16 protein-coding genes and 1 tRNA gene are annotated in these 15,535 nt (G+C 75.4%); 4 read left to right on the forward strand and 13 right to left on the reverse strand.

Annotation, left to right across the window (positions count from 1 at the left end; genetic code table 11):
- The coding region (locus ACYVJ4_RS17380) for an AfsR/SARP family transcriptional regulator (RefSeq protein WP_460461348.1) at nt 1-405 on the reverse strand (405 nt) is incomplete at its 3' end.
- A gap of 90 nt (nt 406-495) precedes the next feature.
- Here ACYVJ4_RS17380 and ACYVJ4_RS17385 point away from each other — a divergent pair.
- Nucleotides 496-4,068: an ATP-binding cassette domain-containing protein gene (locus tag ACYVJ4_RS17385; RefSeq protein ID WP_460461362.1), complete on the forward strand. Its 3,573-nt coding sequence runs from the start codon at nt 496-498 to the stop codon at nt 4,066-4,068.
- A gap of 12 nt (nt 4,069-4,080) precedes the next feature.
- Here ACYVJ4_RS17385 and ACYVJ4_RS17390 read toward each other — a convergent pair whose 3' ends face one another.
- Complete coding sequence (locus tag ACYVJ4_RS17390) at nt 4,081-5,457, reverse strand: cystathionine beta-synthase (protein ID WP_460461349.1); 1,377 nt, start codon at nt 5,455-5,457, stop codon at nt 4,081-4,083.
- 81 nt (nt 5,458-5,538) lie between these two features.
- Here ACYVJ4_RS17390 and ACYVJ4_RS17395 point away from each other — a divergent pair, with 81 nt between their 5' ends.
- The 3 genes from ACYVJ4_RS17395 to ACYVJ4_RS17405 all read left to right on the forward strand — a co-directional run bounded on the left by ACYVJ4_RS17395 (nt 5,539) and on the right by ACYVJ4_RS17405 (nt 8,677).
- Complete coding sequence (locus ACYVJ4_RS17395) at nt 5,539-6,261, forward strand: MBL fold metallo-hydrolase (protein ID WP_460461350.1); 723 nt, start codon at nt 5,539-5,541, stop codon at nt 6,259-6,261.
- A gap of 84 nt (nt 6,262-6,345) precedes the next feature.
- Complete coding sequence (locus tag ACYVJ4_RS17400; protein WP_460461351.1) at nt 6,346-7,404, forward strand: SGNH/GDSL hydrolase family protein; 1,059 nt, start codon at nt 6,346-6,348, stop codon at nt 7,402-7,404.
- Nucleotides 7,405-7,453: 49 nt separating this feature from the next.
- Nucleotides 7,454-8,677 (forward strand): acetyl-CoA C-acetyltransferase, encoded by a 1,224-nt coding sequence (locus ACYVJ4_RS17405; protein ID WP_460461352.1) that lies wholly within the window; start codon nt 7,454-7,456, stop codon nt 8,675-8,677.
- Nucleotides 8,678-8,707: 30 nt separating this feature from the next.
- On the opposite strand, the gene ACYVJ4_RS17410 is transcribed toward ACYVJ4_RS17405, so the two are convergent.
- The 11 genes from ACYVJ4_RS17410 to ACYVJ4_RS17460 all read right to left on the reverse strand — a co-directional run.
- Nucleotides 8,708-9,010 (reverse strand): hypothetical protein, encoded by a 303-nt coding sequence (locus ACYVJ4_RS17410; RefSeq protein ID WP_460461353.1) that lies wholly within the window; start codon nt 9,008-9,010, stop codon nt 8,708-8,710.
- Nucleotides 9,011-9,094: 84 nt separating this feature from the next.
- Complete coding sequence (locus ACYVJ4_RS17415; RefSeq protein ID WP_460461354.1) at nt 9,095-9,895, reverse strand: Bax inhibitor-1/YccA family protein; 801 nt, start codon at nt 9,893-9,895, stop codon at nt 9,095-9,097.
- A gap of 116 nt (nt 9,896-10,011) precedes the next feature.
- A tRNA-Leu gene (locus ACYVJ4_RS17420) sits at nt 10,012-10,085 on the reverse strand.
- A gap of 18 nt (nt 10,086-10,103) precedes the next feature.
- A complete protein-coding gene (locus ACYVJ4_RS17425; RefSeq protein ID WP_460461363.1) occupies nt 10,104-10,625 on the reverse strand; it encodes a peptide deformylase in 522 nt (173 codons plus the stop codon).
- Nucleotides 10,626-10,648: 23 nt separating this feature from the next.
- Nucleotides 10,649-11,176: a glycine cleavage system transcriptional repressor gene (locus ACYVJ4_RS17430; RefSeq protein ID WP_460461355.1), complete on the reverse strand. Its 528-nt coding sequence runs from the start codon at nt 11,174-11,176 to the stop codon at nt 10,649-10,651.
- A 20-nt stretch (nt 11,177-11,196) separates the two neighbouring features.
- Complete coding sequence (locus tag ACYVJ4_RS17435) at nt 11,197-12,054, reverse strand: uracil-DNA glycosylase (RefSeq protein WP_460461356.1); 858 nt, start codon at nt 12,052-12,054, stop codon at nt 11,197-11,199.
- Nucleotides 12,055-12,074: 20 nt separating this feature from the next.
- Nucleotides 12,075-13,184, reverse strand: coding sequence for a hypothetical protein (locus tag ACYVJ4_RS17440; protein WP_460461357.1), 1,110 nt, complete (start codon nt 13,182-13,184; stop codon nt 12,075-12,077).
- Nucleotides 13,181-13,513: a PadR family transcriptional regulator gene (locus ACYVJ4_RS17445; protein ID WP_460461358.1), complete on the reverse strand. Its 333-nt coding sequence runs from the start codon at nt 13,511-13,513 to the stop codon at nt 13,181-13,183. The genes ACYVJ4_RS17440 and ACYVJ4_RS17445 overlap by 4 nt, the downstream gene beginning before the upstream one ends.
- A 131-nt stretch (nt 13,514-13,644) precedes the next feature.
- The gene (locus ACYVJ4_RS17450; protein ID WP_460461359.1) at nt 13,645-14,583 is read right to left on the reverse strand and encodes a Ppx/GppA phosphatase family protein; all 939 of its coding nucleotides are present in this window, start codon (nt 14,581-14,583) and stop codon (nt 13,645-13,647) included.
- Nucleotides 14,580-15,080, reverse strand: a complete 501-nt coding sequence (locus ACYVJ4_RS17455; protein WP_460461360.1) for a DUF501 domain-containing protein — start codon at nt 15,078-15,080, stop codon at nt 14,580-14,582. Before ACYVJ4_RS17455 ends, ACYVJ4_RS17450 begins: the two co-directional genes overlap by 4 nt.
- Nucleotides 15,077-15,535, reverse strand: a 459-nt coding sequence (locus ACYVJ4_RS17460) for an FtsB family cell division protein (RefSeq protein ID WP_460461361.1), incomplete at its 5' end; no start/stop codon positions are given. The genes ACYVJ4_RS17455 and ACYVJ4_RS17460, both read right to left, overlap by 4 nt.

Consider the following 15,535-nt stretch of genomic DNA (forward strand, 5'->3'; position numbering starts at 1 on the left):
GGAGGGGTCGCCCCGCGACAGCGCGATGGCGGTGGCCAGCGCGACCGCGGGGTCGTCGTCCGCGCACCGCCGCACGTCCGCCTGCGCCCGCGCGGCGAGCTGGGCGAAGCGCACCGCGTCGACGTCGTCCGGTGCGACGACGAGCCGGTAGCCACCCGGGACCTGCTCGACCAGCGCCGGGTCGGCGAGGGTGCGGCGCAGGCGCGACACCAACGACTGCAGCGCGTTGACCGGGTCGGCGGGGAGGTCGTCCGGCCACACGGCCTCGGCCAGCGCGCGCGGCGAGACCGCGCGGCCGACGTCGAGGACGAGCCGGGTCAGCAGGCGCCGCAACCGGGTGCCCGGCACCTCGACGACGCGGTCGCCGTCGCGGACCTCGAGCGGTCCCAGGTACCCGATCTGCACGTCGCGAGTCTCGCAGACGGGCCCGGGGCCGCCGCCGGCGAAACTCGGAGGCGGACCGTCGGTGCCGACCCGTAGCGTGGAGGGGTGGCAGTGGGGACCGAGGAGACGGCAGAGCAGACCACGGCGCGGACGACGGCGCCGCCCCCGGCGCACCCGCTCCCCCCGGCCCGGCAGCTGACCTGGCGACGACTGCGCGGCCCGCTCGCGGTCTCGGCCCTCGTCGCGGCCGCGTTCGCAGGTCTCGGCACCGCCCTCGGCACCGTGGTCGCCGGCCGGCTGGCCGAGGAAGCGACCTGGCGGCTCGTCCTGGTGCTCGCGGTCTGCGTCGTCGGCGCCGGGCTGTTCGACACCGCCGGCCGCACGCTGTGGTCGGTGGCGGTCGACCGGGCCGAGGGCGGCCTGCGCGGCGACCTGCTGGACGCCGTGATGCACCAGCCGCTGGCCGAGCTCACCGAGCAGGCGGTCGGCGAGGTGCTCGACCGCGTCGACGACGACACCCACGAGCTCGGCTCGCTGCTGCGGCAGAACGCCTGGTCGGTGCTGCGCGTGCTCCTCGGCACGCTGCCGTTGCTCGTCGTGGCCGGCGCCACCTGGTGGCCGGCCTGGTTGCTGCTGCCGGTCACGGCCGTCGGCGTCACCCTCGCCATCCGGCCGCTGCTCTCGCAGCTGGCCGAGCGCAAGGTCGTCGAGGAGATCGCCTGGACCGACCACGCCGCCGCCATGGAGGAGGGCGTCGCCGCGCGCGACGACCTGCGCACCAGCCTCGGCCAGGCCTACCTGGTACGTCGCTGTGCCGAGCTCTCGGCCGCCGTCCACGCCCGGTTCCACGACGTCGTCCAGCTCGAGGCCCGCGTCAGCCGTCGCGCGGGCGTGCTGCTGCACGGCGTCCTGGCCGCGGTGGCCGTCATCGGCGTGCTGCTCGTGATCCGCGGCGCCGAGTCGACCGCCGCGCTCGTAACGCTGTTCCTCGTCACGACCACCTTCGTCGGGCAGGTCGACCAGGTCGCGCGGCACGTGCCCGACCTGCAGGCCGGGGTCGGCGCGCTGGTGCGGCTGCGGGCGCTGCTGGGCGCCGAGCCCGAGCCCGAGGGCGGCGACGAGCTGCCGGCCGGCGTGCCGACGGTCGAGCTGCGCGACCTGCACTTCAGCTACCCCGAGGGCGAGTTCGCGCTGCGCGACGTCGACCTCGTCGTCCCGTCCGGCACCACGCTGGCGCTGGTCGGCCGCAGCGGCTCGGGCAAGTCGACGCTGGCCTCGCTGCTGTCGCGGGCGGTCGAGCCCGAGCCGGGCACGGTGCTGCTCGACGGCGTCGACGTCCGGGGGCTCGACCTGCAACGGCTGCGCGCCGCGGTCGGCGTCGTCACCCAGCGCACCGAGATCCTGGCCGGCACCCTGGCCGAGAACGTCGCGCTGTTCACCGAGCAGCCGCCCGGTCGCGTGCAGGCGGCGGTCCACGAGCTCGGCCTGACCGACTGGGTGCTCGGGCTGCCGGACGGCCTCGACACCGTGCTCGGCCCCAGCGGCACGACGCTGTCGGCCGGCGAGGAGCAGCTCGTGGCCTTCGCCCGGCTGCTGGTGCGCGACGTCAAGGTCGTGGTGCTCGACGAGGCCACCGCGCGGATGGACCCGGTCACCGAGTCGCGCGTCGTGGCCGCCTCGCAGCGGCTGCTCGCCGGGCGCACCGGCATCCTCGTGGCGCACCGCCTTACCACCACCGCGCGCGCCGACCACGTCGCCGTCATGGAGGCCGGGCGCGTCGTCCAGCACGGCCCGCGCGCGGTGCTCGCGTCGACGCCGGGTCCGTTCCGCCGGCTGCTCGACGCCGCGGACGACGTCGTGCGGCCCGACAGCATCGCCGACGGCGACCACGTGGTGCTCGCGGCCGACGGCTCCGAGCACGAGCAGCTCACCTCGGTCGTCGCCGCCGTCGGCACGGCGCGCCGCACCGGCGAGGCGCCCCCGGCCCGCGAGGTCGGCTCCGGGCTCGGCCTGGCGCGCGGCACCTGGCACGCCCTGCGCATCCACCCGCGGTGGGGCCTGGTGAGCGTCGCGCTGTTCCTCGCCGCCGTGCTCTGCGGCGCCTACGGCGCGATCACCGGTTGGCTGTGGGGCCACCTCGTCGTGGCGCTGCAGCGCGGCGAGCACCCCACGACCCTGCTGGTCGCCATGGTGGTCTCGCTGCTGGTCGCCCCGCTGCTGCTGGCCGAGGCCATCGCGCGCTACCCGCGGTGGTGGATCTCGGTCATGCTGCGCGCCCGCACCGCGGTGCTGATCGGCCAGACCGGCCAGCGCCGGCTGCCGCCGACGCCGCCGGGCGAGGTCGTGGCCCGCGCCATGGACGCCGACCGGTTCGCCCGCTACGGCGACCGCTGGGTCGACTTCGTCAACGGGCTCGCCCTCGTCGTCGTCACCGGCATCGCGGGCGCGAGCGTGCTGGCGGGCGGCGTGCTGCTCGGCGTCATGGTCGCCTCGGCCGCCGTGTCGGCGCTCGGCTCGCCCGTCGCCGGGCGCTCCGCCGCCGCCGCCTCGGCCGCCCGTGCGCGCTTCGGCCGCTCGCTGGTCTCGGCGCTGGACGGCATCCGCACCGTCAAGCTCGCGGCCGCCACGCCCGCCGTGCACGCGCACCTGCGGCACGTCGACGACGGCCGGGTCGACGCCGCCGTCCACGAGCACCGGGTGCAGGCCCTGCTGGCCGGCGTCCCGGTCGTCCTGGTGCAGGTCGGCGTGGTCGCGGCCTGGGCCGTGCACGTCGCAGGTGGCTGGGGCCTGGCCACCGCGCTGCTGGTGTCGGGCGCGGTCAACGGCTTCGACTGGTTCGGCCGGGTGGCCGGTGCCGTGATCACCGAGGCGCCGGGCACCAAGGCCTGGCTGCGCGCCACCAGCCGGTTCGCCGACGGTCGCGACCTGATGGAGATGCCGCCGGGCCTCGACCTGGTGCACGGCGTGGCGCCCCAGGCCGCGCCCGGCGCCGTCGAGCCGCTCGAGCAGCTCGAGCTGGTCGGCCTCACCGCCGTGCACGACGACGGCACGCTCGGCGCGAGCGACGTCGACCTCGTCGTGCGCCGCGGCGAGCTCGTGCTGCTGCTCGGCCAGATCGGCTCGGGCAAGTCCAGCCTGCTGAGCTCGCTGGCCGGCCTGGTCGCCCACCGCGGCGAGCTGCGCTGGAACGGCCACGAGGTCGACGACCCCGAGACCTTCCTTCGCCCCGGCCGGGTCGCGCACGTCGCCCAGGTGCCGCGCGTGCTGTCCGGCACCTTCGCCGACAACATCCGGCTCGACCACGCCGACCGCGACGTCGACCGATCGATCGCCGACGCCCGGCTCGGACGTGACGTCGAGGACGCCGGCGGGCCCGGCTCGCTGGTCGGCCACCGCGGCGTGCGGCTGTCGGGCGGTCAGGTGCAGCGGCTCGCGCTGGCCCGGGCCCTCGCGGCCGACGCCGAGCTGCTGGTGGCCGACGACGTGTCGTCCGCGCTCGACGCCACCACCGAGGTCGAGCTGTGGGACTCGTTGCGCGCCAGGGGGTCCACGGTCATCGGCGCGACGACCAAGCGGGCCGCCCTGGCCCGGGCCGACCACGTCGTCGTCCTGGTCGAGGGCCGCGTGGCGGCGTCCGGGCCGTGGTCCGACCTCGAGCCCGGCTGGGGCCACCTCGCCGGCTGAGCCCCTGCGGCGTCAGTCGGCGAGGAAGCCCAGCAGGTCGGCGCGGGTCAGGACGCCGACCGGCTTGCCGTCCTCGACCACCATCAGCGCGTCGGCGGTCTCGAGCGCGTGCCGCGCGGCCGTGATGGGCTCGCCCGCGCCGATGAACGGCAGCGGCGCGTCCATGTGCTGGTCGACCGCGTCGCCGAGGTGCGCCTTGCCGGTGAAGAGCTGGTCGAGCAGGTTGCGCTCGGAGATCGAGCCCGCCACCTCGCCCGCCATCACCGGGGGCTCGGCCTTGACCACGGGCAGGTTCGAGACGCCGTACTCGCGCAGGATCTCGACCGCGTCGCGCACCGTCTCGGACGGGTGGGTGTGCACCAGGGCCGGCAGGTCGCCCGCCTTGGCGTGGAAGACCTCGCCCACCGAGCGCTCGTCGCCCGCCGCGAGGAACCCGTAGGACGCCATCCAGGTGTCGTTGAAGATCTTCGACAGGTAGCCGCGGCCGCTGTCGGGCAGCAGCACCACGACCACGTCGTCCGGGCCGAGCCGCTTCGCGACCTCGAGCGCGGCCACGACGGCCATGCCGCAGGAGCCGCCGACCAGCAGGCCCTCCTCGCGGGCGAGGCGACGGGTCATGAAGAACGAGTCCTTGTCGCTGACGGCGACGATCTCGTCCGGCACCTCGGGATCGTAGGCGGTCGGCCAGAAGTCCTCGCCGACGCCCTCGACCAGGTACGGCCGGCCGGTGCCGCCGGAGTACACCGAGCCCTCGGGATCGGCGCCGATCACCTGCACGCGCCCGCCCTCGCGGTCGGCCGAGACCTCCTGCAGGTACCGGCCGGTGCCGGTGATGGTGCCGCCCGTGCCCACGCCGGTGACGAAGTGGGTGACCGTGCCGTCGGTGTCGGCCCAGATCTCCGGACCGGTGGTCAGGTAGTGGCTCTGCGGGCCCTCGGGGTTGGAGTACTGGTCGGGCTTCCAGGCGCCCTCGATCTCGCGCACCAGGCGGTCGCTCGTCTGGTAGTAGCTGTCGGGGTGCTCGGGCGCGACGGCGGTCGGGCACACGACGACGTCCGCGCCGTAGGCCTTCAGCACGTTGCGCTTGTCCTCGCTGACCTTGTCGGGGCAGACGAAGACGCAGCGGTAGCCCTTGCGCTGGGCGACGAGCGCGAGCCCGACGCCGGTGTTGCCGCTGGTGGGCTCGACGATCGTGCCGCCCGGCTTCAGCGCGCCCGAGGCCTCGGCGGCCTCGATCATGCGCAGGGCGATGCGGTCCTTCACGCTCCCGCCCGGGTTCATGTACTCGACCTTCGCGAGCACCGTGGCGCTGATGCCCTCGGTGACGGAGGTGAGCTTGACGAGGGGCGTCCCGCCCACGAGGTCGGCGATGTGCTCGGCGTACTTCACGCCCCCATCGTCCCAGATGCCGGACGAGCGCCCGACCAGCGGCGTCCGGCGGGCTGCGCGGTGCCGTCCTAGGCTGCGGTCATGTCCTCGAACCCCGCGGTGCAGCTGGCTCCCGGCGTGTGGCGGCTGCGGCTGCTCGGCGACTTCGTCAACGGCTTCGCCTTCCGGGACGACGACGGGCAGGTCACGCTGCTCGACTGCGGCCTCAAGGGCTCGCCGCGCACGATGTCGAACGCCCTGGTCGGCCTGGGGGTCGACCGGCGCGACGTCACGCGCATCCTGCTCACGCACGCGCACGACGACCACGCGGGCGGCGTCGCCGAGATGAGCCGGCGCACCGGCGCGGGCGTCTCGGTGCACGCGGACGACGCCGGGTCGGTGCGCACGGGCGTGACCCCGCCGCTGGACCGCTCGCTGCGGGTGGGGCGCCTGCTGAGCCGGGTGCAGAAGCGCGACGAGCCGAGCTTCGAGCCGGTCCCGGTCGAGGAGGAGCTGCACGACGGCCAGCTGCTGCCGGTGGCGGGCGGGCTGCGCGTCGTCCACACGCCCGGGCACTCCCCCGGCCACGCGTCGTTCCTGCACGAGCCGACCGGCGTGCTCGTCACGGGCGACGCGCTGTTCAACGTGCGCGGCATCGGCTGGTCGGTGCCGTTCTTCTGCACCGACTTCCGGATGAGCCAGCGGACGGCTCAGCGGTTCACCGAGCTGGACTTCTCGGTGGCGGCCTTCACGCACGGGGCGCACGTGGCCGACCGCGCCCGGTCCTACGTCGGCGACTTCCTGGCCTCGCACGTCACCGGCTGAGGCTGCGCCGCCGGTGCGTCCGGGGGCTGTCCGGGGGCCGATATACGGTGGGACCCGGACCACTGCAGCACCGGGAGGGATCGCATGGGCCGGGCCCGACGCGCCCGCAAGATCGCTGCCGCCGCCGCGTTCGGCGGCGGCGGGCTGACCGCCCTGGGGGCGCTCGGCGTGGGGTTGTTCGCGGCCGAGGTCAAGCTGGCCCGGCGCAGCATCGGCACGCCGTTCGGCCTGACCGGCCCCGAGTCCGACGGCGTCTACGGCGCGGGGGTCGGCGAGCCGGTCGAGCTCGCGCTCGCCGGTGACTCCTCGGCAGCCGGCCTGGGTGCCGACGACCCCGACCGGACGCCGGGCGCCGTGCTCGCGCGCGGGCTGTCGGCCGTCACCGGGCGGGCCGTTCGGCTGACGACCGTGGCCGTCGTGGGAGCCGTCTCGGCCGACCTCGACCGCCAGGTCGACGACCTGCTCGAGCGGGTGCGGCCGGACGTCGTCGTGGTCATGGTGGGCGCCAACGACGTCACCCACCGCGTGCGGCCGGCGGTCGCCGTCCGGTACCTCGCGCTGGCGGTCGAGCGGCTGCTCGGCGAGGGCGCGCAGGTCGTCGTCGGCACCTGCCCCGACCTCGGCACGATCGAGCCGGTGCCGCAGCCGCTGCGGCTGATCGCCCGGCGGCTCAGCCGCGACCTCGCCGCCGCCCAGACCGTCGCGGCGGTCGAGGCCGGCGCGCGCACGGTGTCGCTGGGCGACCTGCTGGGCCCGGAGTTCCGCCGGGTGCCGCACGAGATGTTCAGCGCCGACCGGTTCCACCCGTCGTCCGCCGGCTACGCGGCCGCCGCGGCCGCCGTGCTGCCGTCGGTGTGCGCCGCGCTGGGCCTGTGGCCGGACGGCGGCCACGAGCGCCAGCCGGACGCCAGCCGCGGCGAGGGCGTCGGCCCGATCACCGTGGCGGCCGTGGCGGCGGCGGCTGACCCCGGCACCGAGGTCAGCGCGGTCGACGTGGGCGGCCAGTCCCGCGGGCCGCGCGGTCGCTGGGCCGTGCTGCGCCGGCGTCGCCAGGAGCCCGCGGTCCCGGTCGAGCCGGTCGAGCCGGTCGAGCCGGCCGAGGAGACGCAGGTCACGGCGACCGCGCCCGCTACCGGCGAGTAATCTGGACGCCGGTCCGACCCGCCCCACCCACCCGAGCAGGGAGCCCCTCATGACCGAGGCCGTCATCGTCTCGACCGCCCGCAGCCCGATCGGCCGCGCCTTCAAGGGCTCGCTCAAGGACGTGCGCCCCGACGACCTCAGCGTCGCGGTGATCAAGGCCGCGCTCGAGAAGGTCCCCGCGCTCGACCCGACGACGATCGACGACCTGTACCTCGGCTGCGCCGAGCCGTCGGACGAGCAGGGCTTCAACATGGCCCGCGTCGTCGCGGTGCTCGCCGGTCTCGACGGCCTCCCGGGCTCGACCGTCAACCGCTTCTGCGCCTCCAGCGTGCAGACCACGCGGATGGCCTTCCACGCGATCAAGGCCGGCGAGGGCGAGGTCTTCGTCTCGGCGGGCGTCGAGTGCGTCAGCCGCTACAAGAAGTTCGCGGGGGCCGGCGGCGGCGACGCCGACACCAAGAACCCGCTGTTCGCCGAGGCGATCGCGCGCAGCGCCGAGACCGCGAGCACCAACGCGACGTGGTCCGACCCGCGCGAGCAGGGCCTGCTGCCCGACGTCTACCTGGCCATGGGCCAGACCGCCGAGAACGTCGCCACCTCGCGCGGTGTCTCGCGCGCCGAGCAGGACGCCTGGGGCGTCGAGAGCCAGAACCGCGCCGAGAAGGCCATCGCCGACGGCTTCTTCGAGCGCGAGATCGTGCCGGTCACCACGCCCGACGGCACCGTGGTCAGCACCGACGACGGCCCGCGCGCCGGCGTGACGCTCGAGGGCGTCTCGCAGCTGCAGCCGGTGTTCCGCGAGCAGGGCACCATCACCGCCGGCAACTGCTGCCCGCTCAACGACGGCGCCGCGGCGCTCGTGGTGATGAGCGACACCAAGGCCCGCGAGCTCGGCCTGACCCCGCTCGCCCGGGTCGTCTCGACCGGCGTCTCGGCCCTGTCGCCCGAGATCATGGGCCTCGGGCCGGTCGCCGCCTCGCAGCAGGCGCTGGCACGGGCCGGCATGAGCATCGGTGACATCGACCTGGTCGAGATCAACGAGGCGTTCGCCGCGCAGGTGCTGCCGAGCGCGGCCGAGCTCGGCATCGACCACGACAAGCTCAACGTGCACGGCGGCGCGATCGCGCTGGGGCACCCGTTCGGCGCCACCGGCGCGCGCATCACCACCACGCTGCTCAACGGGCTGGCGTCGCGAGACCAGACCTTCGGCCTGGAGACCATGTGCGTCGGCGGCGGCCAGGGCATGGCCATCATCTACGAGCGCCTCAGCTGACCGACCCGCGCTGCTGCAACCAGCGGTCGGTCAGAGGGTGCGGCGGAGCGTGACGAGGAGGGCGAGGGCCTCGCGGCGGGCCACCTCGTCGCCCTCGACCTGGACGTCGTGCGCGCACACCGCGAGCTGGTCGGCGACGCCGTGGCTGGCCAGCACCGGGACCGGACGACGACCGCGCCCGGCCGCCCCGGCCGCGAGGTCGGCGAGGGCCTGGCTGGTCTCGTGCACCCGCTGCTCGAGCTCGCCGTCGAGCCGGTCGAGGGCCGTCGAGCGCAGCCGGTCGACCACCCGGGCGGCCTCGCGCGCCAGGTCGGCGCCGACGTCCTCGCTCACCGTCGCAGCCTGCCACAGCAGACGCCGACGGGCCGCCACCTCGTCCGGTGACGGCCCGCCGGGCACCTGAGGGCAGCGCCGCTGCTAGTCGCCGCGCAGGATCGACAGGATCCGCAGGATCTCGATGTACAGCCAGACCAGCGTGACGACCAGGCCGAACGCGGCGGTCCAGGCGAACTTGGCTGGCACGGCCTGCTCGACGCCCACCTTGATGAACTCGAAGTCCATCACCAGCGAGTACGACGCGAGCAGCACCGCGAAGGCGCCGATCGCCAGGCCGAGCGGGCCCTGGCGCAGCGTGTCCTGCCCCGCGAAGAGCATCAGGCCGAGGTTAACCAGCGAGAACAGCAGGTACCCGCCGATGGCGATGAAGAAGATCTTGTTGAGCTTCGGCGAGGTGCGCAGCTTGCCCGAGCGGAAGCCGACCAGCACGGCCGCGAACACGCTCAGCGTGCCGAGCACCGCCTGCACGACGATGCCGGGGTAGCGGGCGTCGAAGAAGTTGCTGATGCCCCCGAGGAATACGCCCTCGAGCAGGCCGTAGCCCAGGATCAGCGCCGGGCTCGGGTTCTTCTTGAAGGAGTTGACCAGGCCGAGCACGAGCCCGCCGACCAGCCCGACGAGCATCAGCCCGGGCACCTGCCAGCCGACGACGCCCCCGACGAGCACGGCGACGAAGACCAGGGCGGTCTTGATCACGACGTCGTCGTAGGTCATGCGGCCGGTGTCGACCGAGGTGGCGGACGGCTGGTTGTACATGGTCTCGAGGTCGGCCGGCGACCCGTAGGCGGGCGCGTCCTGCACGGTCGACCGCGAGGCACCGGGCGGCCCGAACGTCGCGTAGCCGCGACTGTCCTTCATCCGCTCGAACACCGGGTTGCTCATCGTGCTCCTCCTCGGCCCGTCAGGGCGTCCTGGGCGACCCGCGGTGCGAGCCGTCTCCTGGCAGAACTCTGAGAGAGCGCCAGAAGTTCCCGGCGCACCTCCACTGCTCCAGACCGTGCCCCCGACGGGGTTCGAACCCGTACTCGAGCGCTTTTAAGGCGCCTGCCTCTGCCAGTTGGGCCACGGGGGCGCACCCAGCCTAGAGCCGCTAGAGGTACGTCTGCCGTGCGTGCAGGGCGTGCGCGCCCGCCACCCGGTCGAGGAACAGCACGCCGTCGGTGTGGTCGACCTCGTGCTGCAGCGCCACGGCCTCGAACGCGTCGGTGGTGATGGTGACGACCTCGCCGGTGAGCGGCAGCGCACCCCGGACGACGAGCCGCCGGGCGCGCTTCACGTCGCCGGTGAGGTCCGGCACCGACAGGCACCCCTCGCGGCCCCGCTCGCGCCGCGTCGCCTCCAGCACCTCGGCGTTGCACAGCACGAACGCGCCGTGGCAGGTACGGGTCTTGGGGTGGCCGGTGACGTCGACGCTGAAGACCCGCCACGCCACTCCTACCTGCTGCGCGGCGAGCCCCACGCACCCGGGCGAGACCCGCTGGGTGGCCAGCAGGTCGGCGGCCAGCCGGACGACGTCCGGGTCGGCGGGGTCGACGTCCGCGCCGGGGGTCGACAGCACGCGGGCGGGGGCGCGCACGACCTCGCGCACCGTGCCGGCGGGCAGGTCGGGCATCGCCAGCCGGACGACGTCCGGGCTCACAGCTCGTCGGCGTCGACCGGGCGCCACGAGACGTCGACGCCGAGCTCGTCCGCCGTGGTGCGCAGCGCGCGCTCGACCAGGTCGGGGTCGGCGTCGTCCGGCAGCGTGACGTCGGCGAGCAGCACGTACAGGTCGCCGGACAGCCGGGTGGTCAGGTCGGTGACGTTGCCGCGGGCGCCGGCGACGACGCCGGTGAGCGCGCCGACGATGCCGGGCCGGTCGGCGCCGTGGACGCTCAGCAGGTAGGGCCGCCCGGGGCCGGACGTCGCCGCACCGAGCTCGAGGTCGGGCACCTCGCGGACGTCGACGGTCAGCCGGCCGTCGGCGGTCAGGCCGTCGAGGGCGCGTGCGACGTCGTCCGCCGGCTGCGGCGTGCGCACCAGCAGGAGCATCGCGAAGTGCCCGCGCAGCAACGTCATCGTCGAGTCCTCGAGGTTGCCCCCGAGCTCGGCGAGCGCCGCGGTGGTGTCGGCGACGATGCCCGGGCGGTCGTGGCCGAGCACGGTGACGGCGAGCAGGCTCATGCCGCCATCCTGGCGCACGCTCAGCCGGTGAGGGCGCGCGCCCGGCGCAGGACGTCGTCGAGCATGGGCTCGGTGAGCTTGCCGGTGAAGGTGTTCTGCTGGCTGACGTGGTAGCTCGCGAGCAGCGGGACGACGTGGCCCGCCGGCGTCACGAGCGGCACCTCGACGCCGTGGCCGAAGCGCGGCTTGGGGCGCGGCACCGCCCAGCCGTCGCGCCGGGCCGCGCCGAGGAACGCCTCGAAGCCGATCGCGCCCAGCGCCAGCACCGCGCGCAGCGTCGGCAGCGCCAGCCGGACGTCGCGGTCGAGCCAGGGCGCGCAGGTGGCCCGCTCCTCGGGCGTCGGCTGGTTCGCCGGCGGCGCGCACCGGACCGCGGCGACGATCCGCGCGCCGGTGAGGTGCTGGCCGTCGCCCGCGTGCCGCGAGAACGGCTCGCGCGCGTAGCCGGCCCGGTGCAGCGCGGCGTAGATCCAGTCGCCGCTGCGGTCGCCGGTGAACATCCGGCCGGTGCGGTTGGTGCCGTTGGCCGCCGGGGCCAGACCCACGAGGAGCAGCCGCGGGGCCGGGTCCCCGAAGCCCGGTCCGGGCCGGCCCCAGTAGGGCTGGTCGGCGAAGGCGGCCCGCCGGCCGTGCACCGCGACGTCCTCGCGCCACTCGACGAGCCGCGGGCAGGCTCGGCACACCGAGATCCGGGCGTCGAGCTGGTCGGTGCCGCGCGCGCTGGCGGCCAGCCGATCGACGTCCGCGGCCGTGCGCGCGCGGGGCGTGCGAGCGGTGGCCGGGTCCCCCGGCCAGCCGGTGCCGGGGGGCACCGGCGACACGAACGGCTGGCCGGTGACCGGGTGCGGGTCGGTGCGGTGGTCGGAGCTGCGGGGCACCCGCCGATCCTGCCCGAGGCTCAGCGCCGGGTCGGGCTGGCCGTGCCGGTGGCGGTGGCGGACGGCGAGCCGGTGGCCGCGGCCGTGGGCGAGCCGGTGCCCGTCGGTGCCGGCGTCGCGCCCACCCCCTGCAGGGGCGCGAGCGCCGGCACCGAGGCCTGCGGGCCGGACGGCAGCGTGGGCGTGCCGGTCGGCACCGGTCCCTCGTCGACGCAGCCCTGCGAGCAGTCGGCCTCGGCCAACGGCTGCACCGCGAGCGGGAACGCGTTGGGCACCTGGCGGCCGAAGACGTCGGTGCGCGGCACGTACCGGCCGACGTCCAGACCCTGGTCGTCCTGCAGGTAGGGGTCGCCCTGCGCGGGATCGACCGCGAGGGGCCGGCCGTCCTGGTCGAAGAGCTGCACGCCGGTGAGCGGCCGACCCTCGCCGTCGTAGGCGAACAGGTTGGTGACGGTCGAGCCGTTGTTGGTGACCACGCCGTCCTGCAGCGCGTCTCCCGGGTACGGCCCGTCGTAGCTGACGGAGTCGTTGCCGCCCGACGACTGCGAGCCCAGGAACACGAGCAGCACGAGCACCGCGACGACGTTGCCGAGCACGGTGAGCACCCGCACCGCGTCGTTGGTCCAGCGCCCGCGGCCGAGCTCGACGCTCACCACGACCGCGGCGGCCGCGAGCACCCAGCCCAGCAACCCGGAGCCGAGGCCCAGCACCTCGGCGACGACCCAGACCGCGAGCAGGGCCCGCGCCACCCACCAGGCCGGTCGCACCGTGGTGAAGAACGAGGCCACCCCCGGCCACCACGGCTGCGCCCGCAACGAGCCCGTGAGCCCGGCGAGGTCGGTGCGCAGCTGCTCGACGGGGCCGACCCGCGCCCGGCCACCGGCCGGACGTGGCGGCAGCTCGGCGGCGGCCCGCAGCTCGTCGGCGTAGTCGGACGGCGGCCCGACCCGCTGCTCCAGCGGGACGTCGGACTCGGCGGCCAGGTCGCCGAGGTCGGCCTCCAGCCCGCCGGACAGCTCCTCGACGACCTCCGGCGACAGGTCGGCCAGGTGGGCGCGGACCTGCGCGACGTACGCCGCGACGTCCGGCCGCACGAGCGGCACGGTGGGCGAGTTCAGCGGACCGGTCACGAGGCCACCCCCACGGGCTTGAGCAGCTGGTGCATGGTGTCGGAGAAGGACTGCCAGGTCGCGGCCTGCGCGCGCAGCACGGTGCGGCCGTGGTCGTTGATGCCGTAGTACTTGCGGTGCGGGCCCTCCTCGCTGGGCACGACGTACGACGTCAGCGCGCCGGCGGCGTAGAGACGGCGCAGGGTGCCGTAGACCGAGGCGTCGCCGACCTGGTCCAGGCCGGCCGAGCGCAGCCGCCGCACGACGTCGTAGCCGTAGCCGTCCTCGTCGTGGACGACGGCGAGCACCGCGAGGTCGAGCACGCCCTTGAGCAGCTGGGTCGTGTCCACCGGTGCCTCCCCTCCTGCGGTCGGCGGACGGCACCTCGGTCGGTGCGGTCCTGCGTCACGGACGGTATTACGTGATCCGCAGTACCGTCAACGACGCACCACCACCCCGCGTGTCGCGGGCGGCGGACGGGTCAGACGAGGGAGAACGCGATGCCGTCGAGGATGTCGCGCTCGCTCACGACGACCTCGCGCACGCCCGACGCCTCGACGATGCGGTCGACCACCCGGCGCCAGACCAGGGCGCCCGCGCCGATGACGTCGACCCGGCCCGGGTGCATGAACGGCAGCGCGGCCCGCTCGGCCCGGGTCAGGTGCAGCAGGTCGTCGCAGGCGCGACGCACGTCGTCGACCGCGATCGTCGCGCGGTGGGTGCGCGCCGCGTCGTACGACGGCAGCGCGAGCGCGTGCGCACCGACGGTGGTCACCGATCCGGCCAGCCCCACGACCGTCCGGATCCCTTGCAGCGCAACGACTTCTGCCACGCGGTCGAGCGCCGCATCGACGTCGCGCGTCGCCGCCGCGATCTCGTCGGACGTCGGCGGGTCGGTGTGCAGGTGGCGCTCGGTGAGGCGCACGCACCCGACGTCGACCGACAGCGCCGCCTCGACCTCGGGCCCGTCGCCGCGCACGACCTCGGTCGAGCCGCCACCGATGTCGACGACGAGGAACGGACCCGGGACGGCATCGCCCAGCAGCTCGGCCGTGGCGCCGCGGTACGACAGCGCGGCCTCCTCCGACCCCGGCACGACCTCGGGCTCGACGCCCAGCAGCGACCGCACGCCGTCGACGAACTCGGCGCGGTTCTCGGCGTCGCGCGTGGCGGACGTCGCCACGAAGCGCAACCGCTCGACGTGCAGGTCGCGGCACCAGTCCGCGTACTCGGCGGTCACGGCGAGGGTGCGCTCGAGCGCCTCGGGCGCGAGCCGTCCGGTGCGGTCGACACCCTGGCCCAGCCGCACCACCCGCATCTCGCGGCGCACGTCGACGAGCGTGCCGGCGGTGGCGTCGACGTCCGCGACCAGGAGCCGCAACGAGTTGGTGCCGCAGTCGAAGGCGGCGACGCGCGTCATGCCTGGTCCTGCGCGCACGAGCCGCGCTGCCACCAGGGGCCGAGCGCCTCGAGCGCCTCGTCCCCCAACGGGTTCACGCCGGGCCCGGCGGCCAGCGAGTGCCCCACCAGCACGTGCAGGCACTTCACCCGCGTGGGCATGCCGCCGGCGCTGGTGCCGTCGATCTCGGGCACCGCACCGAGCCGCGCCCGGCGCGCCAGGTAGTCCTCGTGCGCCGCGCGGTACTGCTCGGCCAGCTCGGCGTCCTCACCCAGCCGCGCCGTCATCTCGGCCATCAGCCCGGACGACTCGAGGGTGCTGATCGCGCCGGTGAGCCGCGGGCAGGTGACGTAGAACGTGGTGGGGAACGGCGTGCCGTCGTCCAGCCGGGGCTGGGTCTCGAGGACGTCGGGGACGCCGCACGCGCAGCGGTGCGCCACGGACTCGACCCCGCGCGGACGGCGTCCGAGCTGGTGCTCGACGGCGGCGAGGTCCTCGGGGGTGGCCGGCTCGCTCATCGGCCGGTGTCGGTCGGCGCGACGCCCCCGGCGATCTGCGTCGAACGCCACACGTCGCCGAACCACGAGCGGTCGCTGCGCGCGGTGCTCGCGGCGGCGCGCACCGGCGACGGCGTCTCGGCCGTCTCGGGCCGCGGGTCGATCACGGTGAAGGCCTTCTCCCCCGGCATGACGAACTTCAGCCGGTCGCGGGCCTGCGCCTTGACGAACGCCGGGTCCTCCCAGGCCGCGCGCTCCTTCTCGAGCTCGGCGACCGTGACCCGCTGCTGGCTGACCTCGTGGCGCAGCGCGGCGATCTGCTGCTGCTGGCCGAGGTAGGCCCGCAGCGCGGGAGCCAGCAGCACCGCCAGCACCGCGACGACGCCGCCGAGGACGACGAGCCGCAGCATGCGGCTCGGCCGGCCACCGCCGCGCGCCGGCCGGGCCCCGCGGCCACCGGCGGCCGTGCCGGGGCG

It is taken from the genome of Angustibacter peucedani (genome assembly GCF_054779595.1).